This window comes from Bradyrhizobium sp. 2TAF36, assembly GCF_052114925.1.
Taxonomy (GTDB): Bacteria; Pseudomonadota; Alphaproteobacteria; order Rhizobiales; family Xanthobacteraceae; genus Bradyrhizobium; species Bradyrhizobium barranii.
Window position 1 is genome coordinate 163778 of the sequence record NZ_JBFRFR010000003.1, and the last position, 25724, is coordinate 189501.

Genomic DNA, 25724 nt, shown 5'->3' on the forward strand with positions numbered 1-25724 from the left:
GTGACCAGATGCGGCCTTGAGCAGGGTGGCGGAACCAATTCGCCCAGCCTGCGCAATGAGGGGAATTCGGCAATGAGCATTGTTCTGGTCACCGGCGGGTCCGGCTTCGTCGGCATCCATGTCGTCCTGCAGCTTCTGGCCGCCGGCCATCAGGTGCGGACCACGGTGCGCCGCCCGGACCGGCAGGCCGACGTGCTGGCGATGTTGCGCGAGGGCGGGGCTGCGTCGCCCGAAAGCCTGTCCTTTTTCACCGCCGATCTCACCGCGGACGACGGCTGGCACGACGCCGTCGCCGGCTGTGAATACGTGCTCCATGTCGCCTCGCCATTGTCGACCAGTGTTCCCAAGGACGAGAACGAGATGATCATCCCGGCCCGCGACGGCACGCTGCGGGTGCTGCGTGCCGCACGCGAGGCCGGCGTCAGGCGGGCCGTCGTCACCTCGTCGCTGGGCGCGATCGGCTATGGCCATCCGGCGCGCGACAGGCCGTTCGACGAGACCGACTGGACCAATCTCAACGGCGCCGACGTGCAGCCCTACATCAAATCCAAGACGCTGGCCGAGCGGGCGGCCTGGGATTTCGTCGCGCGCGAGGGCGGTGGGCTCGAATTGTCCGTTGTCAATCCCGCCGGCATTTTTGGCCCCGTGCTGGGGCCGGACTTCTCCGGCTCGATCGAGATCGTCAAATCGCTGCTCGACGGCGCCATGCCGGCGGTGCCGCGGGTCTATTTCGGCGTGGTCGACGTGCGCGACGTGGCCGATTTGCACCTGCGCGCGATGACGGCGCCCGAAGCGAAAGGCGAGCGCTTCATCGCGGTCTCCGGTGGGACGATGTCGATCCTCGATATCGCCAGGGTGCTGCGGCGGGAACTCGGGTCCAGGGCGCGCCGGGTTCCGCGGCTCCAGGCCCCGGACTGGCTGGTGCGGCTGGCCGCCAACCGGATTCCGCTGCTGCGCGCGGTCGTGCCGATGCTTGGAAGGGTTCGGCATTCCACCAGCGCCAAGGCGAGGTCGCTGCTCGGCTGGCAGGCCCGTTCCAACGACGAGGCGATCCTCGCGACGGCCGAGAGCCTGATCCGGCTCGGTCTCGTCAAGGGCTGAGGGCGCCCTTGGGCCATCCTTTGCCTTTGGCCCGCGCTTGTCACGCCCCGGCGGGGATGCTGAAGTGCCGACCTCAATTGCGTAGCGTGGGAGCCGGCGCCGATGGACAAAATTCTCAAAGCCGCAAAGGCGATTGCGCTCGCGCGCCGCAACCACGCGCCGCTCGCGGCCCTGGACCATCCGCCGGCCGACGAAGCCGAGGGCTATCAGGTCCAGCGCGCGCTGCATGATCTGCTGCTGCCGCATGTCGGGCCGCTCGTCGGCTACAAGATCGGCTGCACCAGTCAGGTGATGCAGGACTATATCGGCATCCCGCATCCCTGCGGCGGCAGCGTGTTCCAGAAGGGCGTGCACGAGAGCGGGGCCAAGCTCGCGGCTGCCGACTATGTCCGTGTCGGCGTCGAGTGCGAGATCGCGGTGCGATTGAAGCGCGACCTCGCCGCCGGCGAGGCGCCGTTCACGGCCGAATGGGTCGGCGAGGCCGTTGAGTTCTATCATCCCGCGATCGAGATCGTCGACGACCGCTATGTGAAGTGGGAATCGATGGGCGCGCCGACGTTGATCGCCGACGATTTCTTCGCCGCCGGCTGCGTGCTGGGTGAGGCGGTGCCGCGCTCGTCGGTGCCGGATCTGAAGGTGGTCAAGGGCCGCGCCATCGTCAATGGCGAAGAGGTCAGCCACGGCACCGGCGCCGACGTGCTCGGCCATCCCCACAATGCACTCGCCTGGCTCGCCAACCACCTCGCCGCCGAAGGCAAGGGTCTGCACGCGGGGCAACTCGTGCTGACGGGGAGCCTGGTGAAGACGCTGTGGCTGAAGGCCGGCGACAAGGTGCGGATGGAGCTGGACGGGCTGGGCGTGGTGGAGGCGGAGTTTACGTGAGGCTCCTACGGCAATCCCCGCCGTCAGTCGTCCCAATCGCCTTTACAAAATACATGCGGCCTCCGGCAGGGGAGCTACCGGAGGCCGCGTAGTACATCGTCGTTCGCGCCTAGGTTCGCGAACACGATGTGGGAGCTCGGGAGAGGCTTAGAAGGGCAGCAGCACGTCCATGACCTGCTGACCGTAGCGCGGCTGCTGCACGTCCGTGATCTGGCCGCGGCCGCCATAGGCGATGCGGGCCTGTGCGATCTTGCTGGAATCGATGGTGTTGTCGCTCTGGATGTCTTCGGGGCGGACGATGCCGGCGACGATGAGTTCGCGGATCTCGTAGTTGACGCGGATCTCCTGCTTGCCTTCGACCACGAGGTTGCCGTTCGGCAGCACCTGGGTCACGACCGCGGCGACGTTGGTCTGCAAGGCCTCCGTGCGATTGACCGAGCCCTTGCCGTCGGCGGAGGATGTCGAGTCGGTGGTGAGAAGGCGGCCGGGCAGGATCTTGAGCGGCTGCGTGATCGTCTGGCTGCCGATAAAATCGGTAATCCCCGAATCCTCCTTGGCGGTGCGGCTGCGTTGGGTCTCGTTGGCGATGTTGGCCTTGTCGGTGATGTTCACGGTCACGGTGAGGAGGTCGCCGACATGGGTCGCGCGCTGATCCTTGAAGAAGGCCCGGCTGCCGTTGCGCCACAATGAGTTCGGATTGTAGGAGGCGACTTCCGGCTTCGGCATCGGCATCTGCACCGGCTTGTAGCCGGGCTGCGTCGTCGGATTGTCGATCGCCGACAATTTCGGTTGCTCGCCGATCTGCGACAGGCGGTCGATCGAGGAGCAGCCGCTCGCCAGCGCGCAAACTGCCAGCAGCAGACCAGAGATCGCGACGCGACGAAGGCGGGAAGCCGAACTGAACCTGGACATGACTTACTCTGACTTGGCTGGAGCTTGCGGGACGCGAACTTGCGGAATATGGGCTTGGGCGATCTGAGCTTGAGCGGCTTGGGCTGGAGACGCGGGGGCCTGGACCAGGCTCTGGGCGAGCGCTGCAGCAGCGGCCGCGGGGGTGGGCGTTTCGTCGCGCTTGAGCGAGGAGGTCTGCTCGACCGCAGGCGCCATCGGCGCGGACTGGCTCGCGCCCTGGATCGTCACCTGGCCGCGACCGGTGACAATGCCTGCCAGCGTGCGCTTGGTCTGGAGATTGAGCACGCTCACGGTGTCGCCCTCGGCGCCGCTTTCGAGCGCCTTGCCGCGCGTGGTGAGGTAGATCCCGGGGACCTGGTAGATGACGGTGACGCTCTGGTCGCGCGACACGAAGTCGGGCTTGACGATGTCGGCGACGCGGATCGGCATGCCCGCCCGCATCGGCCGGCGCAGCTGCATGCCAAGTGTGCGATCGCGCGAGGCGGGCTCGCCGGTGATTTCGGCCTTGGGCCGGCGCTCCAGCGCGATGTCGGAGGACTTGAGGAGATCGGCGCGGTCGATGTCGCGCGTCAGCACGGCCACTTCCACCGTCTCGATCGCGGTGCCGGTGAAGCGCAGCTTGGTCGGCGTCGGATTGTTGTCGTTGTTGATCTCGAAGGCGATGTCGAAACGGCCGTTGCGGGCGTCATAGCGGGTTGCGACCGGCTGGAGCGCACCGGTGTTGGAGGCGTCGAGCCGCATGTCGGCGACGCCGCGGTCGAACGTGACGGCGATGTTGGTGGCTTCCCCAAGGCCGAAGCGGCGCTCGAGCGCCGAGGCCACCGCGGTTTCGAGGTCCTTGTTGGCGAGCGTGCGGGCGAGGCGGGTGACCTGGACTTCCTTGATGTCGCCGGTCATCACGCCGATCACCTGCTTTGCGCGCAGCACCGACAGCACATGCGCGACCGGCAGCGCGCCGGTGGTGCCGAGATCGGGCGAGCGGTAGACGGGGATCAGCGCGGCCGAGCCGGCATTGTCGATGAGATCGCCGACCCGCACCACGTCCGAGGTCACGGTGACGCTCGCGCGCAGCGTCGGCGCTGCGATGAAATCGTCGGCGGCCTGCGCCGGCAGCGCCAGCAGCAGGAAAGCGGAGATCGTGGCGAGGTTGGTGCGGATCATCGTCATCACCTCAGCGGAACAACGCCGTGGTCGATTGCATCATCTGGTCGGCGGCGCTGATGACCTTGGCGTTCATCTCGTAGGCGCGCTGCGCGGCGATCAGGTCGCTCATCTCCGAGACGACGTCGACATTGGCCTGCTCCAGGCTGCCCTGCGTGACCTTGCCGTAGCCTTCGGAGTTCGCGGTGCCGTCCTGCGGCGGGCCGGAAGAGGGCGTCTCGACGAACTGATTGTTGCCGACGGGCTGGAGGCCCGCCTTGTTGATGAAGCGGGTCACGCCAATCTGGCCCTGAACGGCCGACGTCGACGAACCCGGCAGCGTCACCGAGACCTGGCCCTGCTCGTTGACGGCGAGGCCGGAGGCGTTGTTCGGAATGGTGATGGTCGGCTGCACCGGGTTGCCCTGCGCGGTGACGACGCGGCCCTGGTTGTCCATCTGGAAGGTGCCGTCGCGGGTGTACTGGAAGGTGCCGTCTGGCATCAGGATCTTGAAGAAGCCTTCGCCCGAGATCGCGAGGTCGAGGTCGTTGCCGGTCTGCGACAGCGTGCCCTGCGTCATGCTGCGCGGCGTGCCGACGGTCTTGACGCCGCCGCCGATGTCGACGCCGACGGGCACGATGGTGCCCTGGTCCGAGGCCTGCGCGCCGACGCGGCGGACGTGCTCGTAGATCAGGTCCTGGAACGCCGCCGTCTGCTTCTTGAAACCGGTGGTGCGCAGGTTGGCGATGTTGTTGGAGATGACCTGGACGTTGAGTTCCTGGGCCGCCATTCCGGTCGCAGCGGTGTGGAGCGCTTGCATGTCAATGATCCCCTAATCAGGCCGGAACGTCGGCGAGCTTCTCGATCGCCGATTTGTGGAGGTCGCTCTGCTGCTGGAGCAGGTTGGCGATGGCGGTGTAGCTGCGCATGACCTCGACCATGCGGCTCATCTCGCCGACCGAGTTCACGTTGGACTTCTCGATGTAGCCCTGGCGCACGGTCGACTTGGTGATGGCCTGCGGGGTCGCGGAGCCGACGTCATAGAGGTTGGCGCCGAGCTTGGTCAGCTTCGCCGCATCGTCGAACGCAGCCATGCGGATCTTGCCGCGGATCGAGTCGGTCTTGGCGGTGCCCTCGAGCACCGTGACGGTGCCGTCGGGCGCGACATTGATGTCGTGGTCGGTGGGCTGGAAGGTGATCGGGCCGCCGGTGCCGAGCACGAGGTTGCCGTCGGAGGTGACGAGCTGGCCGGTGCTGTTGAGCGAGAACTTGCCGTCGCGGGTGTAGCGTTCGCCGCCATTGGCCTGCACCGCGAAGAAGGCGTTGCCGTCGATCGCCATGTCGAGCGGGTTGTTGGTCGGCTCCATCGGCCCCTGGCCGACGTCGCGGAAGGTGCCGCGGTCCTGCACATAGGAGACCCGGCGGTCGGACGCGATGAAATTGTCCTCACGCGCGTTCGAGTTGAGAAACTCCTCGAACAGCGAATGGTCGGCCTTGAAGCCGTTGGTGTTGGCATTGGCGACGTTGTTGGCGATGACATCCATCTGCCGTTCCAACGTCATCTGCCGTGACAACCCGATCAGAAGCGCGTTCTGCATCGGAAATCTCCCCTGAGTGGGCCTGCCACCTCGCTCTCCCAAGCGCCTTGGCCGACCCGTGAACGAGACCGCCAGGTTCTCCCAAACCCTCCGGCCTCGGTCCTCTCTGAGCGAAAGGCGTGCCAACTCGTAAAGATGTGTAATTTCAAAGGCTTGTCGATTTTTGAGGAGCGTGGGGAGGCGGCAGAAAGGTTCTGTTAGCCATGTTTGCCCGGCAGATTTTTCCTAGTGGAGGCCCAATCGAAAGATTCCGTTAACCATTATTACCGTAGCGTTTGCGTGTAAGAGGAGCGCACTGCGCTGGGGCAGTTGTATCGCGTCACTGTCTGCCAGGAGGCTTCGCTCTTTCGACCCCTTATGAGATGAGCGAGCCTATCGACCATGGCAGACAATGAAGCGGAAGGCGGCGGAGCCGCCGAAGGCGCGGAAGCCGCCCCGCCGAAGAACAAGCTCAAGCTCATCATCATGGCCGTCGGTCTGCTCGCCGTCCTCGGTGGCGGTGCCGCGACCTGGTTCTTCTTCTTCCGTCATGGCGACGACGAGCATCACGCCGAGGTGGCGCCGCCGCCGAAGCCGCCGGCCTTCGTCGACGTGCCCGACATCATGGTCAACCTCGCCGGCGCGCCCGGTGAGCGCGTGCAATATCTCAAGCTCAAGATCGTGCTGGAGCTCAAGGAAGAGAAGCAGATCGAGGCGATCAAGCCGACGATGCCGCGCATCACCGACATCTTCCAGACCTATGTGCGCGAGCTGCGCTCCTCCGACCTCAACGGGTCCGCCGGCGTCTTCCGCCTCAAGGAAGAGCTGACCAAGCGCGTCAACGCGGCGGTCGCCCCGGTCCAGGTCAGCGCAGTGCTGTTCAAGGAAGTCGTGATCCAGTGAGCATGACGGGCTAGGGATCATGGCAGGCACCGACCAACCAGACCAGGATGCAATTGCCGCCCAATGGGAGGCCTCGCTTGATTCCGAGGATCCCGCCGAGGCCGCGAAGGCTGCTGCCGAAAACGAACTATCCGAGACCATGGCCCTGCAATGGGCGGCCATGGTCGAGGACGGCAGCCGCGATCTCGGCGCCGGCAAGAATTCCGGCGAGCGGGTGCTGTCGCAGGAGGAGATCGACAATCTTCTCGGCTTCGCGGTCGGCGACGTCACGCTCGACGATCATTCCGGCATTCGCGCGATCATCGATTCAGCGATGGTCTCCTACGAGCGTCTGCCGATGCTCGAAATCGTCTTCGACCGCCTGGTGCGGTTGCTGACGACCTCCTTGCGCAATTTCACCTCCGACAACGTCGAAGTCTCGCTCGACCGCATCACCTCGGTGCGCTTCGGCGACTACATGAACTCGATCCCGCTGCCGGCCGTTCTCTCGGTGTTCAAGGCCGAGGAGTGGGAAAACTTCGGTATGGCGGTGGTCGATTCCAGCCTGATCTATTCGATGATCGACGTGCTGCTCGGCGGCCGCCGCGGCGCGAGCCAGCTCCGCATCGAGGGCCGGCCCTACACCACGATCGAGACCGAGCTGGTCAAGCGGCTGGTCGAGGTGGTGCTGGTCGACGCCGAGCAGGCGTTCCGGCCGCTGTCGCCGGTCACCTTCACGATCGACCGGCTCGAGACCAATCCGCGTTTCGCCGCGATCAGCCGTCCCGCCAACGCCGCGATCCTGGTGCGCCTGCGCATCGACATGGAAGATCGCGGCGGCAACATCGAGCTGCTGCTGCCTTACGCGACCATCGAGCCGATCCGGGGCGTCCTGCTCCAGATGTTCATGGGCGAAAAATTCGGCCGCGACACGATCTGGGAGGGCCATTTCGCCACCGAGATCAACCAGGCCGAGATCGCGGTCGATGCCGTGCTCTACGAGGCCGAAATCCCGCTCAAGCAGCTGATGCGGCTCAAGGTCGGCGACACCCTGCCGCTCGACATGCGCGCGGATGCCAACGTGACCGTGCGTTGCGGCGACGTCACCCTGACCGAGGGGCGGATGGGTCGGGTCGGCGACCGCGTCGCGATACGGGTGACGAAACCCCTGCGCAAGCCAAGTACGACACTTGCGATGTTCGAGAAGGTGGACGAGCAGAACAAGATGATGGAGGCCCCATGAACCACTCCCTGGGAATGGCGATCGAGACGCTGGTGGCTATCCTGCTGATGCTGACCATCGTCTACTGTGTCATGCTCAACAAGCGGCTGACGCGGCTGAAGGCGGACGAGCATTCGCTGAAGGCGGTCATCGGCGAGCTGATCACTGCCACCGAGATCGCCGAGCGCGCGATTGGCGGGCTGAAGCTCGCGGTACGCGACGTCAACGAGAACCTCGGCAGCCAGCTGGCGGCGGCGACGCAGATGTCGGACCAGCTCTACAAGCAGCTCGGCGAAGCCGACAATGTGGTGCGGCGCCTGTCCAAGATCGCGATCGCCGCGCGCCCTGCGGCGAGCCCGGAAGCGGCCGCGGTGCCCGCGGCCAAGCCCTCATCGGCGAAGGCGGTGGCGGCTGCGGCCGAAGCCTTCTCCGAGCGCCGACGATCCAACGGCCTTGCGGCATAAAGTCAGGGTATGAAATCCTTTCGTAACATCCGCGTCATTCCAGTCGTCCTGGTCGCCGTCGCAGGGCTCGCCACGCTCAAGGTCGTGGGCCTCGTGATCAATGGCGGCTATGTCTTCGACTACCAGCCGAGCCAGATCAAGAAATCCTGGGCGCAGGAGAATCTGAACTTTCCGACGGGGCGGGAAGACCCCGATATCACGGGATCTACCCACGGCGCGCCGAAGGAGGCGCCGAAGCCCGCCGCGCCCGAGACCAAGCCCGAGGGCACCGTGGTCAAGATGGACGAGGCCCAGCCGCAGGTCTCGGCCTCCGAGCGCGCGATCCTTGAGCGCTTGCAGGCACGCCGCCAGGAGATCGAGTCCCGCCAGCGCGAGATCGACATCCGCGAGAGCCTGCTGAAGTCGGCCGAGAAGCGCATCGAAAACAAGGTCGAGGAGATGAAGGCGGTGGAATCCCGCATCTCCGCGACCCAGGCCGAGCAGAAGGCCGCTGAAGCCCAGCGCATGAAGGGCCTCGTGACCATGTATGAGGGCATGAAGCCCAAGGATGCCGCGCGGGTGTTCGACCGGCTCGAGATGGGCGTGCTGATCGAGATCGCCTCGCAGATCGCGCCGCGAAAGATGTCGGACATCATGGGCGTGATGTCGCCGGAGGCCGCCGAGCGGCTGACGGTCGAGATGGCCCGCCGGGCCAATGGGGGCGGCGATCAATCGGCCGCGGCCGGCGACCTCCCCAAGATCGACGGCAAGCCGCCGCAAAAGCCGAATTGAAGGCTCCGGAGGCGCGGCGCGCTGCGGCAGCCTGCGCGCAATCGCGCGGTCGTTCGGCCTGTACGCGGCTAGACGCCTTGCGTGTCTAGTTCGCGAACCGCTGTTGAACCCTGGGACCCGTCGCGCTCAGCGGCTTCTCGACGGGAAGGAGGGTCTCGCAGTGCTGCCTGATCAGCGCAGCCTTCGTCGTGCGAGTCACGAGATGAAGGGTGCTGTGGCAGCAGGAACACTCGTATACCTTTAGTGCATAGCCCCGCGCGATTGGAAAGACGGCTACGACCGCTCTTGCCTGGCTACATACAATGCAGTTGGCTTCTCCGCTCATTGATTGCTCCCCCAAAAAGTTGACCAATCGCATTCGCATCGCAATGATCACATTTGATTCAGAGTCGTTGATGGACCGCAACACCTCTGAGGTTGTGCGAGCCTACTCGGCAACCAAATACGCAGATCAAACGCGCCGGGGAGTGGGGTGATCGCGAGCTTGATGTCTTTGCCGCACGAAGCTCGTCGGCTCGCGTTGCAGATGCAGCTGAAGCAAGCGGCATCTTCTGAGGCTGCGATGAGTTGACGCGTGCAACTGTGAACTGGAGTACAGTGGTGCTGGAGAGTTCGTCCTAGGCTCCCGCCATCGGCAATCAGCCGCGCGGGCGGAAGCCATGAATTACTCGTCCGTAGCAGAACGCGCAATCGAAGCCGTCAATCGGCTGCTCATCGCGGCGATGACGTTGGCCTGGACATCCGCGCTTGACCATCAGCATGCATTGCCGCCGCAAGAAGAGGATGGCGACATTGACGATGCTTGTCCCGAGCGGGACAGCTCCGCCGCATCGGATGGCACGGGGAAACAACACTGAAGATCAATTGCCCTGCGGACATCACACGATCAGATCGTGCGGCACATGGGCGTGAGCCGAGCCTGCGCCGTGAGCCGGATCAATATGCGGCGGGGACGGCTCAGGCATCGACGCCGCCCTGAATCCGTGGACGACGCCAGCATGTTCGTGATGACCGGACGGGTCCGAAGGATCGTCCCATCCTGCGCTGAGCTCTGAATGGTGGCCATGCACAGCGCCATCCTTGATGGCGTAGGGTTCGACCGCCGTGTGCCAGGGCGCGGGCGCAATGTCACCCGAACCGTCAGAGCCGTGCTGCTTGAAATGAAATGAGTCCCCGAGGTGAACAAAAGCAACTCGAGGAAGATCGTTCTCGGCTATCGGCTCCCCATGATGATGCTCGCGCAAGTGATTTTCGTGGCGTGACGTCTCGATGGAGTCTGGGCCGGACTCGACGCTTGGGTCGACCGTGGACGGTGCGACCGGGCCGCTGTCCTTGGCGGCCACGCTCTCTGGAGCGGGCGCGATCTCCTTGCCGTTGTCGAACGGTGTCAGCTTGTCGAATACGAACCTATTCTCCGCGACTGCCGTGGAATGAAGCTGGTGGACGGCCTGCACATGGCTCACCGCGGAGGCCACGTTCCCGCCGGTGGGGGCGTCCGATCGCGTGTTCGTATCGTCGGGCTGAACGAACTCGGTGTGCCTGACGAGGGCAATCCGGTCGCAATCGGCATCGAACCTGCACCCGCTCGCCTTCGCAGCTTGCCCGGGCCCTTCTCCGTCGATCAGGGCGGCTCGCTCATGGACGATTTCGCCCGATGAGAGGCTGGCCGCCGTCGTCGGGCTACCGGTCGCGTCGTTGTCCGCGCCCGGTTCCAGATTGGCCGGCGCGGCTGCCATCGCATGACCCGACGTTTCCAGCGCGAGCATGAAATCCGACGTCTGGACGGTGGAGAAGCCATCGAGATGGATTTCCACCAGACTGGAATCGCCGATGCTCAGGCTTTGATCCGTCGGATTGACGTAAACGATGGTCTGGTTCGCCGAGCTGTCGTAGAGCCAGGCGATCGTATGTGCGGGCACTGTCGTGCTGGAGGGGGCGAGTGCCAGAACGGAGAGGGTGAGCGCGCCGAGCGCTATCAGGTCGCCCCGCTCAGAGTCTGCCTTGAAGCCAGAGATGATATCAGGGCGAGCTGCACTGGAATTCGACGTCGAGGCAAAGACGAAATGATCGTCTCTGGAGCCGCCGGCAAGAAGGGTCTGTTCGTGCCCGTCGTGAGAGGTGTCGCGACCGCCGTTTGTGCCGATCTTGCCATGATCCGGACTTTCGCCGGAGGCGCCGATGCCATCCGTGTTCGCGTCATGGGTGCTCGCAGCCACCGTCGGACCGGCGGCAAAGGCTCTCGCAGCCGCATTGTCTTCGGGGGGCGCGGTGGCGTGGGGCGGATCGGCGGCATTGAGAGCTGCCGCGTGGCCGAAATGGTCGCGATCGTCGGCGCCGTGGATTGTGATGGCTATGGTCTGTTCCGTCCCATCGATGGTCGTGACCGTGAAGGTGTCGGTCAAAGTCTCGCAGGAAGGAAGCGCCTGCACGGCACAGTTGGTGGTGTCGAGCGTGTAGGTCCACACACCGGCGGCGGTCATCGTGAAAGCGCCGTAGCCGCCCGCGCTCCGTGTCGCGCAAGTGACCGGCGTGAATGTGTTCGGCGTGTTGTCGACGTCGGTGTCAGTCAGTCTGCCGCTCGCCGTCGGCTTGCCGTGTTCCCTGCAATCGGGCTCGGTCACCGAGCCAGTGATGCAGCCGTGGATGATGGCCGGATCGTTCGTGCCGTGGATGGTGATCGTCACCACCTGCGCGGTGCCGTCGATGGTGGTCACGGTGAAGGTGTCGGTCAGGGTGTCGTGGGCGTTCAGCGCCTGGACGGCGCAATTGGTGTCATCGAGCGTGTAGGTCCAGACGCCGTCAGCCGTCATCCGGAAGCAGCCGTAACCATGGTCGCTCGCCCTTGGCGAGGTCACCGGCGTGAAGCTGTCGGGAGTATTGTCGACATCCGTATCTGCAAGCTTGCCGGTCGCGATCGGAGTCCCGGGCTTCCAACACGCGGCTTCCGTCACGGTGCCGGTCGTCGTCCCGGAAATGACGGCAGCGTCGTTGGAGCCGTTGATCGTGATGGTAATCAACTGCGGGGTCCCGCCGATGCTGGTCACCGTGAAGGTGTCGGTCAGCGTCTGGCCGACGTTCAGAGCCTGCACTGCGCTGTTGGATTGATCGAGCGTGTAGCTCCAGACGCCGTCGGCGGTCATGGTGAAAGTGCCGTAACCGTGTGCACTCTTCGTCGGGGAATTGACGGCCGAGAAAGTGTTGGCGGGGTCGTCGACGTCGATATCCGAAAGCTTGCCGGTTGTGACAGGTGGGCCGGTTGTGACAGGTGGGCCGGATGGGGCATTGGCGACGCCGCCGGATTCGATTGACAAGCCGGTCGTCGTGCCGGAGATGATCGCCGCGTCGTCGGCTCCGTTGATGTTGATCGTGAAGGCCTGTTGAGCCGAAAGCGATCCGTCGGACACGGTGATCACAAAGCTATCGGTGGTCGGCGTCTTCAGCGCGTTGATCGCGCCACTGTTGGGAACGAAGGCATAGGCGCCAATCGAGCTGTTCAGATAAAGCGTGCCATACGAGCTGGTCTTCGATACGTCGTAGATCGCTCCCTCCAGCGCGGTAGCGCCCGTAGCGCCTCCGCTGATGCCGAAAGTCAGCGCGGCGCTGGAGCTGCTGGCGCTGAAGGTTCCCCTCGTTGCGGCGAAGACGTCGAACGCGACCGTGTCGAGTTCAAGCGGGCCCGCCTGCACATTCAAGATCGGCGGCGTCCGCACGGGTGTCACGGGCGTGATGATGTCGGGCACCGTGACGATGATCGGCTGCAACGGCAGCAGTGCGCTTGGCGCCGCGGGCGCTATGAAATTGATCGGCTCCAGCGGCAGAGATTCGACGAACGGAGGCGTGCCGGACCCGTTCTTGCCAAATCCCTTCGAGAAATTTTCGAGCGCCTCCTGCTGGGCCACCCGCAACTCCTCCATGCGGGTCGCGCTGTTGTCGAGCTGATTCACGGTAAGCCCGGAGCCGACCTTGCTCAGCACGACCGTTTGTCCGGGGTCCTCGACGATGATGTGCCGCGGGATTGATTCCTTGGTCGTGAGCTCGAACGTGCCGTGTGCAAAGTCCTTGTATGTAATCGTATCGTCGTCCAGGAACGTTGCGTTCGGGTCTGCGGCCCTGACCTCTTTGATCATCGAGAAGAGCAATGCCGTGAGCGACAGCATCCCGAAACGGCCGGCAGAGGCTCGCTCATGAGATTGAATAGCGGGTACATCAGGAGGATTGCTCTTCGCCGTCTTCACGCGGCGATGCAGGCCCGCAGCGGCTTCGCGCTCGCCCCCGTGCTCTGCAGTGGACGTGACGGCCATTTTTCAACCTCGATTGCCCTAGCGGTCGGCCTCAGGCGTCGCCCTATGCCGCCGCGTCTTGGCCGGCTTGCCGCGTCACGCGATCGGGAACAATTTTGTGCCGGCAACCTCAGCTATGCCCGCTAAAAAGTTGTCGTTTCTGAGAATTCCGCCCAGGTGGATCACGGCAGAATTGCTGTCGTTTCGCCCGACGGTACCGCTTTCAGCGCCAAAAGCTGTTTGAAATTGCCCGGCGCGGATAGTGACTCTTTTGGACACGGTGATCAGCCATTCGGATTACCCCGGAATAACCATTTTGGCTGTCGTGGTTTGCTGCGGCTGGTCTGCCATTATCCCCGATGGCTTTCGTCGGCGCTGTCGGAGCCGTTCGGATGCTCGAGGATCATATCTTCGAAAAGGAGGAAGCCATGGGCACTCGTGCAGCGATTGTTCTCGTGGCAGGTCTCGTCCTTGCGCTGGCCGCTTCGTCACCCCGCCCGGTTCAGGCGCAGGACGATTCCCCGCGGCGTGCCGTGCTGGACTCGTCGTCAAAGCCAATCGGGAAAGTTGTGACAGCCGATGGCTCGGTCATCATCGAGCATGCGGGCGCCGCCATTGTCCAGGCAAACGTCGGGGCCGAATCCATCCAGACGAAAGTCGGTGATCCCGTCTATTTGGGCGACGTGGTTCGAACCGGTGCCGACAGTCGGGTCGGCATCAATTTCGTCGATGGAACTTCGTTCAACTTGTCGAGCAACGCCCGCATGACATTGGACGAATACGTCTACGAGCCGGGTGGAAAGTCCAATTCGACAGCCTTCAACCTGACCAAGGGTACGTTCGTTTTTGTTGCCGGCCAGGTTGCGAAGACCGGTGACATGAAGATCGAAACGCCGGTCGCGACGATGGGCATTCGAGGCACTACACCTCACGTCGAAATCTCGGACGACGGAACCACCAGGTTTTCCACTCTGATCGAAGAGGGCAAGAACAAATATACGAAGAAGCCCGGCGCAGCGGGGCCACGCCAACCCGAGCAAAGGCTCAATCTGAACATCTGTCGCGGCTGCTAGAGAATTGGTCCGAGCCCGTGCAATCGCCAGATCTCAGAAGATCGGGAGCCTGACATGAAACCAGGATCCTCCGTTGCCGAAGGCGGACTGGCGCTTGTCGTCCTGATGCTGGTCGGCTTGCCGGTCGTGGCCCAGAACTCCAGCGTGAAGGATAGCTATCTCAGCAATATCGAACTGTGCAACGGGACGGGTACCACCTCGCTCGATGCCCGGATCGGTGCCTGCACGACTTTCATACAGGCGCGTCCAGATTCGTCGGCAGCTCTGGCAATCGCGTATAACAATCGCGGCAACGCCTACACGGCAAAGGGCGACTACGACAGCGCCATCAGCGACTTCGATCAGTCGATCGCACTCAATCCGACATACGCAAAGGCCTTCAACAACCGCGGCGTGGCTCACTTGAGGAGACGTGAATATGAGCTCGCGATCGAAGCCTTTGATGATGCGATCAAGCTCGATCCCGGCTATGGCGCTGCCTTCGTCAACCGCGCCGGAGCCTACCTGAAGAAGAACGACCACCAGCGCGCGGCGCATGATTACGACGAGGCAATCCGTCTCCAGCCCGCCTCGCGGGCGGCATGGAGTGGACGATGTTGGACCAGGGCGGTTCTCGGTGCCTCGCGAGAAGCGCTGGCGGATTGCGACAGAGCGCTTCAGTCGGGATCGACCAGCGCTGCCGTGTACGACTCGCGTGGGCTGATCCACCTGAAGATGGGTGAGTTCGGTGCGGCGATCGATGACTACAATGCTGCCTTGCGAGTCGCCCCCGAACTGGCGAGCGCGCTTTTTGGTCGCGGGCTTGCCAAGCTGAAGCAAGGCGATGCGATCGGCGGAAAATCTGACATTTCGACTGCAAGGACAATTCAGAAGAACATCGGCGACGAGTTCGCTCGTTATGGCGTCGATTACGACTGAGTTGGCCCGGTGAGGCGGAACGAATCGGAGGTGAATATGGATGCAAGGTTCGCGCTCATTCAAGCTCACGACGATAGCATTCGTCGCTATCAGCGGTTGTTGAACACACAGCTGACCGATCTCGAGCGTGAGTACATCGAGAGCCGAATCTCGGAAAAGCGATTGACCTTGCAGTCAATTCGCGAAGCGCGAGGCAAGTTGAATGCCTTGCCGGCCAATCGCGGGGTTTGATTGGCATTCCTGACGGGTGCGGACGAAGGGGGTGTTAACACCTCCTTAACCACTTGCTCCCCAGATTTCGAAGCACGAACGCCCGAGCCCGCAAGCAGGCGTCGCGACGCACTGTGCCGGGTGAATTCGTCATTACAGCATTAACAAGTCCTTAATTGGCAAAACCTACAGTCGACGGCACGGGCCGGCGCCAGTGCCGGCATGGACCGCCGAATTGGAAGAAACGCCGCCAATGGCGCAGAAAGCTGCCGCTGGATTTATGTCGCGAGCCGGCGCTTTGGCGCGGGGGTTGTCGCGCCATGTCCGCAAGGCGCCCGTGTTGGCGGCCTGCCTGCTTATCGGCCTTGGTGCGCCCGCCCGCGCCGCCGATGTGGTCCGGGGCGAGGCGACTTTCTCGGCCGGTGGCGGCTTTGCCCGTCTGGTGATCAAGCTCGGCGAGGACGTTCCCTCCGAGGTGACGACGGCCGGCTCCATTCTCATCATTCGCTTCGACCGGGCGGTCGACGTTCCCGTCGATCGCGTTCCGGAAGGTGCGCCCGACTACGTTAATTCTGCCCGCCGCGATCCCGACGGCAGCGCCATCCGCCTGTCGCTGGCGCGGCGCGTCACCGTCAACACCATGAATGCCGGCGAGCGCACATTCATCGACCTCTTGCCGGAGGGCTGGAAGGGGCCGCCGCCAAGCCTGCCCATGGACGTGGTCAAGGAACTGGCCGAGCGTGCGCGTGTCGCCGAACGTGCCTTGCGCGCCCAGCGCGCCGTGGCAGAGACCAAGAAGCGTCCGCAGATCCGCGTGCGCGCCTCGGTGCAGCCGACTTTCGTGCGCTTCGTGTTCGAGATGCCCGACGGCGTCGGCGTGTCCTCCGTGCTCAACGAGCAGAAGCTGACGCTGGCGTTCAATGCCGGCCTCAATTTCGATCTGGCGGACGCCGTCGTCGCCGCGCCCCCGAACGTCGCCTCGATCAAGCAGAAGTCCGACATCGACCAGACCAGTGTCGAGATCGCGCTGATCGGCGATTCGGACGTGCACTCCTTCCGCGACGAGAAGAATTACGTCGTCGACATCTCCTTCCAACCCGACAAGGGCAAGACCGCCGCGACGGCTGAGGCGGTGATCGCGCAGGCGAAGCCTGTGGCCCAAAGCCATGGACCGGCTTCGGAAAAGCCGGCGGCCGAGAAGCCGAAGGAGGTCCATCGCGAGATCGCGCCGCCGACGTCCGAGACGATCGCGCGCGAAGCCAAGATCGAAGCCAGGATCGAAGCCGGGATCGAAGCCAGGATCGAAGCGAAGCCCGAGGTGAAGCCGGAAGCTCCGGCGGCGATGCCGTCGGTCGAGGCACCGAAGCCCGCGCCGGCTCCCGCGGCGGAAGCACCGCACGCCGCGGAACCGCCCAAGGACCTGTCGAAGCCTGCGGCGCCGGCAACGGAAGCTGCGGTCGCGCCCGCCAAGCCCGCGGTGTCCGAAGCGCCCAAGGAGGTCGTGAAGGAGGCTGCGAAAGAGCCGGTCAAGGACAACGTCAAGGCCGCACCTGCCGAGGCGCCGGCCGCGCCGCAGCCCACCGTGGCCAGCGTCGATGTCCGCCGCGACAGCGATGGCTTGCGCGTGATCTTCCCGTTTCAGGTGGCAACGCCTGCGGCGGCGTTCCGCCGCGGTGATACGGTGTGGCTGGTGTTCGATACGCCGAAGCCGATCGACGTCGAGGCGATCCGCAGTCGGGGCGGTGCGATGATCGGCGAGGTCAGCCGCATGCCGCTCGACAAGGGGCAGGCGGTCCGCATCCGTCTCACCCGGCCGCTGGTCTACTCGCTGACGAGCGAGGAGGTCGGCAAGGAGACCAATTGGCTCCTGACGCTCGCCGACAAGATCCAGGCGACGCCGCTGCCGCTGATGATGTCGCGCAACATCACCGACCCCGCACTCGCCAATATCGCGATCCCCTTCGCCAATCCGGGCCTGTTGCACAAGCTGACCGATCCCGACGCCGGCGACACGCTCTATGTCGTCACCGGGCAGMGGCCGGTGCGCGGCTTCATCAAGCGGCAGGATCTCGTCGATCTCTCGCTGCTGGAATCCGCGCACGGCATCGCGATCCGGCCGAACTCCGACGAGGTCGGCGTCGAGGTCGGATCCGACAAGGTCATTCTCGGCAAGAAGGGCGGACTGACGCTGTCGCCGGTCGATATCTCCGCCGAGCGCGCGCCGACCGCGGTGCGGCCGGTCTTCAGTCCGGAAGGCTGGCGCAAGGGCCAGTCGGAGGATTTCTGGACGCGCCAGGGCAGTCTGATCACGGCGATCGCGGCCGTCGAGCCGGCGCAGCGCTCGCTGCCGCGGCTCGATCTCGCGCAGTTCTACATGTCGCGCGCCATGTACCACGAAGCCAAGTCGGTGACCGACCTGATGCTGGCCGATCCCCTCAACAAGGAGGAGAGCRGCGCGCTGATCATGCATGCGATCGCGAACATCTTGATCGGCCGGCCGGCGCAGGGCTTGAAGGACCTCGCCAATCCCGTGATCGGCAACAGCCACGATTCCCAACTCTGGAAGGCGCTCGCCTATGCGCGCCAGGGCAAGTGGGCGGATGCGCGCGAGAAGTTCAAGAACGTCGAATTCGCCATCGCCTCGCTGCCGATCGACCTCCAGCGCATCGTGACGATGGAGGCGATGCGCGCCTCGCTCGAGGTGAAGGATTATGCCGGTGCCTCCAAGCGCCGCAGCGAGATCGAGGTGGTCGGCATATCGCCAGAGGCGGCGCCCGGCTTCGCCGTGCTGCGCGGCCGGCTCGCCGAGGCGCTCGGCCACGACAAGGACGCGCTCGACGACTACAAATTCGCGGTTGCCTCGAACGATCGTCAGGCGGCGGCCGAGGCCAAGCAGCTCGAAGTGGCGCTGCGGCAGAAGCGCGACGAGATCAGCAAGGAAGACGCGCTGCGTGAGCTCGAGACGCTGTCGATGACCTGGCGGGGCGACTCGATCGAGGTCAAGACGCTCCAGATGCTGTCGCAGATGTATGCCGAGAACGGGCGCTACCGGGACGCGCTCAGGGCGGCGCGCACCGCGACAAGGCTCCAGCCGAACGCCGAGGCCTCGCGTCAGGCGCAGGACCTCGCCTCCGACCTGTTCACGCAGATCTTCCTGGGGCCCAAGGGCGACGAGCTGCCGCCGGTCGAGGCGCTCGGGATGTTCTACGAGTTCCGCGAGCTGACGCCGATCGGCCGCCGCGGCGACGAGCTGATCCGCCGCCTTGCCGACCGTCTCGCCTCGATCGACCTGCTCGACCAGGCCGCCGAGCTGTTGCAGTACCAGGTCGACCATCGCCTCGAAGGCGCAGCCCGCGCCCAGGTCGCCGCGCGCCTGTCCATGATCTACCTCGCCAACCGCAAGCCCGACATGGCGATCTCGGCGCTGCGCGCGAGCCGTATCAGCGATCTCTCTGGCGAGCTGCGGCAGCAGCGGCTGCTGCTGGAGGCGCGCGCGCAAAGCGACGTCGGCCGCCACGATCTCGCGCTCGACATCGTCTCCAACGTTTCCGGACGCGAGGTGCTCCGCCTGCGCTCCGACATCTTCTGGGCGGCGCGGCGCTGGCGCGAATCCGCCGAGCAGATCGAGCTCTATTACGGCGACCGCTTCCGCGACTTCAAGCCGCTCAACGCGGTGGAGAAGAGCGACATCATCCGCGCTGCCGTCGGCTATGCGCTTGCCGACGATTCGATCGGCCTGTCGCGCTTCCGCGAGAAATATGCGCCGCTGATGAGCGAGAGTGCGGACCGGGTCGCCTTCGACATCGCGAGCAAGCCGGCAGCGTCCTCCAGCGCCGAATTCGCCGAGATCGCCAAGCTCGCTGCCAGCGTCGACACGCTCGACGGCTTCCTGCGCGAGATGAAGCAGCGCTTCCCCGACGCAACCGCCCGCGCGCCGGCCTCGCCGCAAGCCAAGGACGAGGCCGACCACACCGGCTCGCTGCCCACGATCCCCGTCGTGCGGCAGATCAAGATGACGCGGTAGGAACCCTGCTACCACGAGGCCTCTCGACAGGTGCCTGTTGAAGCGGCAACCTGCGCGTCTTCATGCCGGGAGAGCGTCGATATGAGCAAGCCTGCCAAGACCGAAGCCGAACTCATCGCCATGGCGCGGGCCGAATTGAAGGTCCATGCCGATGGTCCGGATGACCTCGTCATCTCGATCGTCCGCGACGGCGATAGCTGGGAATTCCGCGCCGATGCCGACCAGGCCGCGACGGATAAGCCGGGCTTCCCCGAAAGCGTCGCCATGCTGGTGCAGATCGGCGATCACCTCAGCAAGCAGTATGACGTGAAGGGGTAGGGGCGCTGTCGACGCCGTCTCACTGTACGCCACGTTCTCGGTGTCATCGCCCGACTTGATCAGGCGATCCAGTATTCCAGAGACCGCAGTGATGAAATCGAAAGGCCGCGGCGTACCGGATGCCCCGGTCAAGCCGGGGCATGACGGCGGATGGAGCCGCAGCTATCCGCCCCCGTAACTCTGCACCAGGCTTCCCGCCACCAGCGACCAGCCATCGACCAGCACGAAGAAGATCAGCTTGAACGGCAGCGAGATCGTTGCGGGCGGCAGCATCATCATGCCCATCGACATCAGCACGGAGGCGACGACGAGGTCGATGATCAGGAAGGGGAGAAACAGCAGGAAGCCGATCTCGAAGGCGCGCTTCAACTCGGAGATCATGAAGGCGGGGACGAGGATGCGAAGCGCGAGGTCATCCGGCGTGGCCGGCGGCGGCTCGCCCGAGAGATCCAGGAACAGCTTGAGGTCCTTCTCGCGCACGTTCTTCTGCATGAAGCCGCGCAAGGGGACGGAAGCGCGCTGGAGTGCGTCCTCGACGCCAAGCTGGTTGGCGACGAGCGGGCGGATGCCCTCGTCGTAGGACTTCTGCAGCACAGGTCCCATCACGAAGAAGGTGAGGAACATTGCGAGCGCGATGATCACCGAGTTCGGCGGCGCGGTCGCCGTGCCCATCGCGGTGCGCAGCAGCGACAAGACGACCACGATGCGCGTGAATGACGTCATCATGATCAGGATCGACGGCGCGATCGACAGCACCGTGAGCAGCGCGATGAGCTGGATCGCGCGCTCGGTGACGCCGCCCCCCTGACCGCCGAGATTGATGCTGATGTCCTGCGCATGCGCAGGCATCGCGAGCGAAGCCGCGGCGATCAGGACAGAAAGAAAAACAACTCTACGCGGGAGGGCCGGCAGCCTCACGAAGACGGCTTCGGACGGCCGAGCAGCGAGGCCATCTCGTCTTCGAGATTTTCAAAGCTGGTCTTCTCCGCGGCCGGCTTTGCGGGCGGAGCCGGGGGGGCCGGCGGCTCGCTGCGTGCGGCGCGGGGCGGTGGTGGCGCGGGCGGCTCGGGCGCAACCGGAGGCGCGACTGTCTCGCCGGCGGGGCGGCGCAGCGCGGCTTCGAGCCGCTGCGCCATCTCGGCGAGATTCTGCTCGGCGTTCGAGGGCGCGGCAGGAGCGGGGGCCGGCGGCGGAACGGCCGGAGCCTGCGGCACGGGCGGAGGAGGCGGTGGCGCGGCCGCGCGCTCGGCGCGCACCGGGGGCACTTTCACCGGCTCGCTCTGCCGCGGGGGACGTGGCATCAGCGGAGGCTCGCTGCGGGCGATGCGCGGCGGAACCGGCTCGGGGCGTGCCTCGCGCTCGGGGCGCGGCGGCAGGATCGGCTCGGGCGGAAAGCCCGCCAGTGGCGGTTCGTTGCGGCGCTCGGCCAGTGCGGGAGCGGGCCGGCGTACCTCGTCGGCGAAGGAGGGACGCGGCCGCGGCGGCGGCTCGGGCATTTGCGGTTCGGGATGATCGAGCAGTTCGGGCCGCGGAGCTTCGTCGGTCCAGCTGCTGGTATCGGGCATCGGGGCAAGGCGCGGCGGCTCRGCGGCATTGGAACGCTGCGGAAGCTGGTCGCGGCCGGGCGCGGCGCGCACGATATTGGGCTCGACGACGATGTCGGTGGGGCCGCCAATCATCAGAAGATGCTCGACATTGTCACGCCGGACCAGCACCAGGCGGCGCCGGCCATCGACCGCGGCGGCATCGATCACGGCAAGCCGGGGCATTCGGCCGCGCTGGGTGTTGGCACCGAGCCGGCTGGAGGCGAATCGGCGAACCAACYATGCGGCGACGCCGATCAACGCCAGAACGACGATGAACGCCACGATGAAGGTGATTGGGCTGCCTTGCATACTTGTCCCCGACAAATGGCGCTTTTCTCGTGCCCATGGTCAGACGCGCCAACCATCGGCGTGGGATGCCCCAAACTGCGATTTCTTAACGTCCCACGGCAAGTTTTGCCGTCCCCAGCTCTTAATAACCTATGAATCGCTCGATCCAAAACGACTTCTTGGCCTGTGCATGGCCCGCCAAACGGTTGGGTTAATGCCGCTTTTGGATGCGTAGAATCACGGGGGCGCAAACTGGTGTTCCGTCAAGGGACATGCATCGACGCCACCTTTAACCACCTGTTAACCATACACGCGGCAAATTCTGCCTAGCTTCGGGCCTTTGGTCCGAGAGGCGGAAGGAGCCGCAACGATGTCCATCAACGACCTCCCGGTACTGTCGGCGCTTCGCACCAAGATGCAGTGGCACCAGGAACGCCAGCGCGTCCTGTCCGAGAACGTCTCCAATTCCGACACGCCCAAATTCCGGCCGCGCGACCTGGTCGAGCCGAAGCTCGACAAATCAGGCGCCGTCACTGGCTCGATGGGCCCCCTGGCGCTCACCCGCACCAGCGGCTCCCACATGACGCCATCCGGCGCGGCCTCGGGCTTCGACCAGAACAGGAATGCGGGTTTCGAGACCCGTCCCGCGGGCAACGCCGTCAATCTCGAGGAGGAGATGATGAAGGCCGCCAGCAACCAGATGGACTACGCGGCGGCGACCTCGCTCTATTCCAAGAGCCTGCATCTGCTCAAGACCGCGATCGGCAAAGGCTAGAGCATGATCCGGAAAAGTGTGCGGGCGGTTTTCCCTCGCGACAAACGCGGAACGCGTTTGCGCGGAGATCATGCTCAAGAGCTGAGGGAAGCGCATCATGGCGAATGACAGCAGCGACTTTGCCCGCTCGATGGCGATCGCGACCTCCGGCCTGCGCGCGCAGGCCGGGCGCATGCGGGTGATCTCGGAGAACATCGCGAACGCGGATTCGACTTCGCAGACATCAGGTGGCGATCCCTACCGGCGCAAGGTGCCGACCTTCTCCTCCGCGCTGGACCGCACGCTCGACGCGCAGGTCGTCACCCTCGGCAGGATCAAGCCGGACCAGTCGAACTTCCGCACCAAATACGAACCGAGCAATCCGGCCGCCGATGCGACCGGCAACGTCAAATATCCCAACGTGAACTCGGTGGTCGAGATGACCGACATGCGCGACGCGCAGCGGTCCTACGAGGCCAACCTCAACATCATCAGTGCGACGCGCCGGATGATCCAGCGCACGCTCGACATCCTCAAGAGCTGAACAGGACATTTGAGCCATGGCATCACCGACAATCGCAGCCAATACTTATGCCAACCTCGCCCGCGTGCTGGAGAACAGCGGCGCCGGCAAGGGCAGCGAAGCGAGCGGGCAGTCCTTCGCGTCGCTCCTGAAAGACGCTGTCGGCGGCGTCATGGAGTCCGGCCGCAAGTCCGACGCCCAGACCGTGGCGATGGCCGCCGGCAAGGCCAACGTAATGGACGTGGTGACGGCGGTCGCCGACACCGACGTCGCGGTGTCCACGCTGGTCTCGGTCCGCGACCGCGTGATCGCGGCATATGAAGACATCATGAAGATGCCGATCTGAGTTTTGGCGCTCGCGCTCGCCCCAATCGTCATTGCGAGCGCAGCGAAGCAATCCTGAATCTTTCCGCTGGCGACAGTCTGGATTGCTTCGCTGCGCTCGCAAAGACGGGGATAAGCCTTTGCTTCGCTCGGAACAGCGGTGAGGAGGCGAGAAATGAACAAGGAATTCTGCACATGACCGGACCTGAAACCCTCGACGTCGCGCGTGATGCGATCTGGACCATCGTGATCGTGTCGTCGCCGCTGATGGTGGTCGGCCTCGTGGTCGGCGTCGTCGTGTCGCTGTTCCAGGCGCTGACGCAGATCCAGGAGCAGACGCTGATCTACGTGCCGAAGATCCTGGCCATCTTCGCCACGATGCTGCTGGCGCTGCCGTTCATGGCCGACGCACTCCATTCCCACATGATGCGGATCTCGTCGCGAATCATCGGCGGCTGAGGCACAATGCGCCCGTCATGCGCATCGACGTCTCGCTGCTGCCGGCGCTCGCCGCTTCTTTCATGCTCGCCTTCGCCCGGGTCGGTGCGATGGTGATGCTGTTGCCGGGGCTGGGCGAGACCAACATTCCGACGCGGATCAAGCTGGCGATCGCGCTGCTGCTCACGCTGATCATCCTGCCGCTGCATCGCAACGCCTACCACGTCGACATGGGCTCGATCGCGCCGCTGCTGGTCATGATGCTGCATGAGATCGTGATCGGCATCGTGCTGGGGGCGACCGCGCGCGTGACGTTGTCGGCGCTTCAGGTCGCGGGCGCCGTGATTGCGCAGCAGATGGGGCTCGGCTTCGTCACTTCGGTCGATCCGACACAGGGACAGCAGGGCGTGCTGGTCGGCAATTTCCTGACCATGCTCGGGGTGACGCTGCTGTTTGCCACCGACAGCCATCATCTGGTGATCGCAGCGCTGAACGACAGCTACACGATCTTCGCGCCCGGCGAGACCGTATCGAGCGGCGACGTCGCTTCGCTGGCGACGCGCGCCTTTGCCGCCGCGTTCAGCCTGGGCTTGCAACTTTCCGGACCGTTCCTTGTGTTCGGCCTCGTCTTCAATATCGGGCTCGGCGTGCTGGCGCGGCTGATGCCGCAGATGCAGGTCTATTTCGTCGGCGTGCCGCTGTCGATCTTCGTGGGCTTCCTGGTGCTCGCCGTGGTGCTCACCGCGATGATGGGCACGTATCTCGACTATTTCATCGGTGTGATGCACCAGATGATGCCGCTTAAATAGGTGATCGATGGCAGACGACAACGATCCCGACAGTCAAACAGAAGACCCGACACAAAAGCGTCTCGAAGAGGCGCTCGAACGCGGCGACGTCGCCAAGAGCCAGGAGATCAACACCTGGTTCATGATCGCGGGCGGCACGCTCGTGGTCTCCACCTTCTCGGGCTCGGTGGGCAGCGGGCTGGTGACGCCGATGCGCAACCTGCTTGCCAATTCCTGGATGATCAAGACCGACGGCAGGGCTCTGCTCGCGCTGATGCAGCAGATCGAGGTCGCCGTGCTCGCAGCGATCGGCGTGCCCCTGCTGATGCTGGTGCTGGCGGCGATTGCCGGCAACGTGCTCCAGCACCGCCTGGTCTGGTCGGCCGAATCCCTGAAACCCAAATTCAGCAAACTGTCGCCGGCCGAGGGCCTCAAGCGCATCTTCGGCAAGCAGGCGGCCGCGAACTTCCTCAAGGGGCTCGGCAAGCTGATCGTGCTCGGCGCGGTCATGACCGTGGTCCTGTGGCCGGAGCGCCATCGCATGGAGGCGATGGTCAGGCTCGATCCGGCCGCCATGCTGGGCGCCAGCACCAGCCTGACCATTCATCTGCTCGGCGCAGTGGTCGCGGCGCTCGCGATCATCGCCATTGGCGACTATTTCTTCCAGTATCGCAGTTGGTTCCAGCGGCAGAAGATGTCGCTCCAGGAGATCAAGGAAGAGTTCAAGCAGTCCGAAGGCGACCCGCACATCAAGGGCAAGCTCCGGCAATTGCGCCAGCAGCGCTCCAAGAAGCGCATGATGGCGGCGGTTCCCAAGGCCTCCGTGATCATCACCAATCCGACCCACTATTCGATTGCGCTGTCCTACGAGCGCGGCATGTCTGCGCCGATCTGCGTCGCCAAGGGCGTCGACAACCTCGCCTTCAAGATCCGGGAGATCGCGCGCGAGCACGACATCCCGATCGTCGAGAACGTGCCGCTCGCCCGTGCGCTCTACGCCACCGTCGAAATCGACCAGGAAATCCCGACCGAGCACTACCATGCGGTCGCCGAGGTCATCGGTTACGTCATGCGGCTGAAACACGGATTCGGTGCCGGACGCGGATAAAATGCCCGAAAAGTACCGGAAATGGCCGTAATCTGGGAATCAGCGTACCTTTCGCCCTTGCTGCCCTTGCGCCTGCGGGTCCGATTCAGGCAGGGAGGACCCCACGCGCCCCGTAGCGCGTTGATTCTCTGCCGACAGGCT

General features: G+C 64.6%; 26 protein-coding genes. 18 read left to right on the top strand and 8 right to left on the bottom strand.

Annotated features, from left to right (window positions below; all coding sequences use genetic code 11):
* Positions 1–72 precede the first annotated feature (72 nt).
* Positions 73–1101: an SDR family oxidoreductase gene (locus AB4Z51_RS02700; protein ID WP_441496999.1), complete on the top strand. Its 1029-nt coding sequence runs from the start codon at positions 73–75 to the stop codon at positions 1099–1101.
* A 102-nt stretch (positions 1102–1203) separates the two neighbouring features.
* On the top strand, positions 1204–1983 hold the full coding sequence (locus tag AB4Z51_RS02705; RefSeq protein WP_441497000.1) for a 2-keto-4-pentenoate hydratase: 780 nt from the start codon (positions 1204–1206) through the stop codon (positions 1981–1983).
* Between the two features lie 147 nt (positions 1984–2130).
* On the opposite strand, the gene flgH is transcribed toward AB4Z51_RS02705, so the two are convergent.
* The 4 genes from flgH to flgF are packed head-to-tail and all read right to left on the bottom strand — an operon-like array spanning position 2131 to position 5633.
* Positions 2131–2895, bottom strand: a complete 765-nt coding sequence (gene flgH / locus AB4Z51_RS02710) for a flagellar basal body L-ring protein FlgH (RefSeq protein ID WP_441497001.1) — start codon at positions 2893–2895, stop codon at positions 2131–2133.
* 3 nt (positions 2896–2898) lie between these two features.
* Positions 2899–4056, bottom strand: coding sequence for a flagellar basal body P-ring formation chaperone FlgA (flgA, locus tag AB4Z51_RS02715; RefSeq protein ID WP_441497002.1), 1158 nt, complete (start codon positions 4054–4056; stop codon positions 2899–2901).
* A gap of 10 nt (positions 4057–4066) precedes the next feature.
* Positions 4067–4855 (bottom strand): flagellar basal-body rod protein FlgG, encoded by a 789-nt coding sequence (gene flgG, locus AB4Z51_RS02720; protein ID WP_014494004.1) that lies wholly within the window; start codon positions 4853–4855, stop codon positions 4067–4069.
* Positions 4856–4871: 16 nt separating this feature from the next.
* Positions 4872–5633: a flagellar basal-body rod protein FlgF gene (gene flgF, locus AB4Z51_RS02725; RefSeq protein WP_063982277.1), complete on the bottom strand. Its 762-nt coding sequence runs from the start codon at positions 5631–5633 to the stop codon at positions 4872–4874.
* Positions 5634–6014: 381 nt separating this feature from the next.
* Here flgF and fliL point away from each other — a divergent pair, with 381 nt between their 5' ends.
* The 5 genes from fliL (at position 6015) to AB4Z51_RS02750 (ending at position 9808) form a co-directional block, all read left to right on the top strand.
* Complete coding sequence (gene fliL, locus AB4Z51_RS02730; RefSeq protein ID WP_441497003.1) at positions 6015–6515, top strand: flagellar basal body-associated protein FliL; 501 nt, start codon at positions 6015–6017, stop codon at positions 6513–6515.
* Between the two features lie 19 nt (positions 6516–6534).
* Positions 6535–7737, top strand: a complete 1203-nt coding sequence (gene fliM / locus AB4Z51_RS02735; RefSeq protein ID WP_071912214.1) for a flagellar motor switch protein FliM — start codon at positions 6535–6537, stop codon at positions 7735–7737.
* On the top strand, positions 7734–8180 hold the full coding sequence (locus AB4Z51_RS02740; protein WP_063982280.1) for a DUF6468 domain-containing protein: 447 nt from the start codon (positions 7734–7736) through the stop codon (positions 8178–8180). The genes fliM and AB4Z51_RS02740 overlap by 4 nt, the downstream gene beginning before the upstream one ends.
* A 9-nt stretch (positions 8181–8189) precedes the next feature.
* Positions 8190–8951, top strand: coding sequence for a MotE family protein (locus AB4Z51_RS02745; RefSeq protein WP_441497004.1), 762 nt, complete (start codon positions 8190–8192; stop codon positions 8949–8951).
* Positions 8952–9610: 659 nt separating this feature from the next.
* A complete protein-coding gene (locus AB4Z51_RS02750) occupies positions 9611–9808 on the top strand; it encodes a hypothetical protein (protein WP_071912220.1) in 198 nt (65 codons plus the stop codon).
* A 21-nt stretch (positions 9809–9829) separates the two neighbouring features.
* Here the strand turns inward: AB4Z51_RS02750 and AB4Z51_RS02755 are convergent, their stop codons facing one another.
* Together AB4Z51_RS02755 and AB4Z51_RS02760 are read right to left on the bottom strand one after the other, a co-directional pair.
* Complete coding sequence (locus tag AB4Z51_RS02755; RefSeq protein WP_441497005.1) at positions 9830–13252, bottom strand: VCBS domain-containing protein; 3423 nt, start codon at positions 13250–13252, stop codon at positions 9830–9832.
* A gap of 75 nt (positions 13253–13327) precedes the next feature.
* Positions 13328–13510 (bottom strand): hypothetical protein, encoded by a 183-nt coding sequence (locus tag AB4Z51_RS02760; RefSeq protein ID WP_441497006.1) that lies wholly within the window; start codon positions 13508–13510, stop codon positions 13328–13330.
* Between the two features lie 113 nt (positions 13511–13623).
* Here AB4Z51_RS02760 and AB4Z51_RS02765 point away from each other — a divergent pair, with 113 nt between their 5' ends.
* The 5 genes from AB4Z51_RS02765 to AB4Z51_RS02785 all read left to right on the top strand — a co-directional run bounded on the left by AB4Z51_RS02765 (position 13624) and on the right by AB4Z51_RS02785 (position 19774).
* Positions 13624–14304: a FecR family protein gene (locus tag AB4Z51_RS02765; RefSeq protein WP_441497007.1), complete on the top strand. Its 681-nt coding sequence runs from the start codon at positions 13624–13626 to the stop codon at positions 14302–14304.
* A gap of 105 nt (positions 14305–14409) precedes the next feature.
* The gene (locus AB4Z51_RS02770) at positions 14410–15222 is read left to right on the top strand and encodes a tetratricopeptide repeat protein (RefSeq protein WP_244623137.1); all 813 of its coding nucleotides are present in this window, start codon (positions 14410–14412) and stop codon (positions 15220–15222) included.
* Positions 15223–15258: 36 nt separating this feature from the next.
* Positions 15259–15453, top strand: a complete 195-nt coding sequence (locus tag AB4Z51_RS02775) for a hypothetical protein (protein WP_135214595.1) — start codon at positions 15259–15261, stop codon at positions 15451–15453.
* Between the two features lie 232 nt (positions 15454–15685).
* Positions 15686–19456: a tetratricopeptide repeat protein gene (locus tag AB4Z51_RS02780; protein WP_441497008.1), complete on the top strand. Its 3771-nt coding sequence runs from the start codon at positions 15686–15688 to the stop codon at positions 19454–19456.
* Between the two features lie 81 nt (positions 19457–19537).
* Positions 19538–19774 carry a hypothetical protein gene (locus tag AB4Z51_RS02785; RefSeq protein WP_028148501.1) on the top strand — a complete coding sequence of 79 codons (237 nt, stop codon included), beginning with the start codon at positions 19538–19540 and terminating at the stop codon, positions 19772–19774.
* Between the two features lie 162 nt (positions 19775–19936).
* Here AB4Z51_RS02785 and fliP read toward each other — a convergent pair whose 3' ends face one another.
* On the bottom strand, positions 19937–20692 hold the full coding sequence (gene fliP / locus AB4Z51_RS02790; RefSeq protein WP_063982286.1) for a flagellar type III secretion system pore protein FliP: 756 nt from the start codon (positions 20690–20692) through the stop codon (positions 19937–19939).
* A complete protein-coding gene (locus AB4Z51_RS02795; protein ID WP_441497009.1) occupies positions 20689–21669 on the bottom strand; it encodes a flagellar biosynthetic protein FliO in 981 nt (326 codons plus the stop codon). The genes fliP and AB4Z51_RS02795 overlap by 4 nt, the downstream gene beginning before the upstream one ends.
* A gap of 349 nt (positions 21670–22018) precedes the next feature.
* Here AB4Z51_RS02795 and flgB point away from each other — a divergent pair, with 349 nt between their 5' ends.
* The 6 genes from flgB to flhB all read left to right on the top strand — a co-directional run bounded on the left by flgB (position 22019) and on the right by flhB (position 25583).
* Positions 22019–22423: a flagellar basal body rod protein FlgB gene (gene flgB / locus AB4Z51_RS02800; protein ID WP_063982288.1), complete on the top strand. Its 405-nt coding sequence runs from the start codon at positions 22019–22021 to the stop codon at positions 22421–22423.
* Positions 22424–22520: 97 nt separating this feature from the next.
* Complete coding sequence (gene flgC, locus AB4Z51_RS02805) at positions 22521–22946, top strand: flagellar basal body rod protein FlgC (protein ID WP_028148498.1); 426 nt, start codon at positions 22521–22523, stop codon at positions 22944–22946.
* A gap of 16 nt (positions 22947–22962) precedes the next feature.
* On the top strand, positions 22963–23271 hold the full coding sequence (fliE, locus tag AB4Z51_RS02810; protein WP_135214598.1) for a flagellar hook-basal body complex protein FliE: 309 nt from the start codon (positions 22963–22965) through the stop codon (positions 23269–23271).
* 173 nt (positions 23272–23444) lie between these two features.
* Complete coding sequence (gene fliQ / locus AB4Z51_RS02815; protein WP_014494021.1) at positions 23445–23708, top strand: flagellar biosynthesis protein FliQ; 264 nt, start codon at positions 23445–23447, stop codon at positions 23706–23708.
* A 17-nt stretch (positions 23709–23725) separates the two neighbouring features.
* Positions 23726–24496: a flagellar biosynthetic protein FliR gene (gene fliR, locus AB4Z51_RS02820; RefSeq protein ID WP_028148497.1), complete on the top strand. Its 771-nt coding sequence runs from the start codon at positions 23726–23728 to the stop codon at positions 24494–24496.
* A 7-nt stretch (positions 24497–24503) separates the two neighbouring features.
* Entirely contained in the window at positions 24504–25583 is a 1080-nt protein-coding gene (flhB, locus tag AB4Z51_RS02825; RefSeq protein WP_135214599.1) for a flagellar biosynthesis protein FlhB, read from the top strand.
* Positions 25584–25724: the final 141 nt, after the last annotated feature.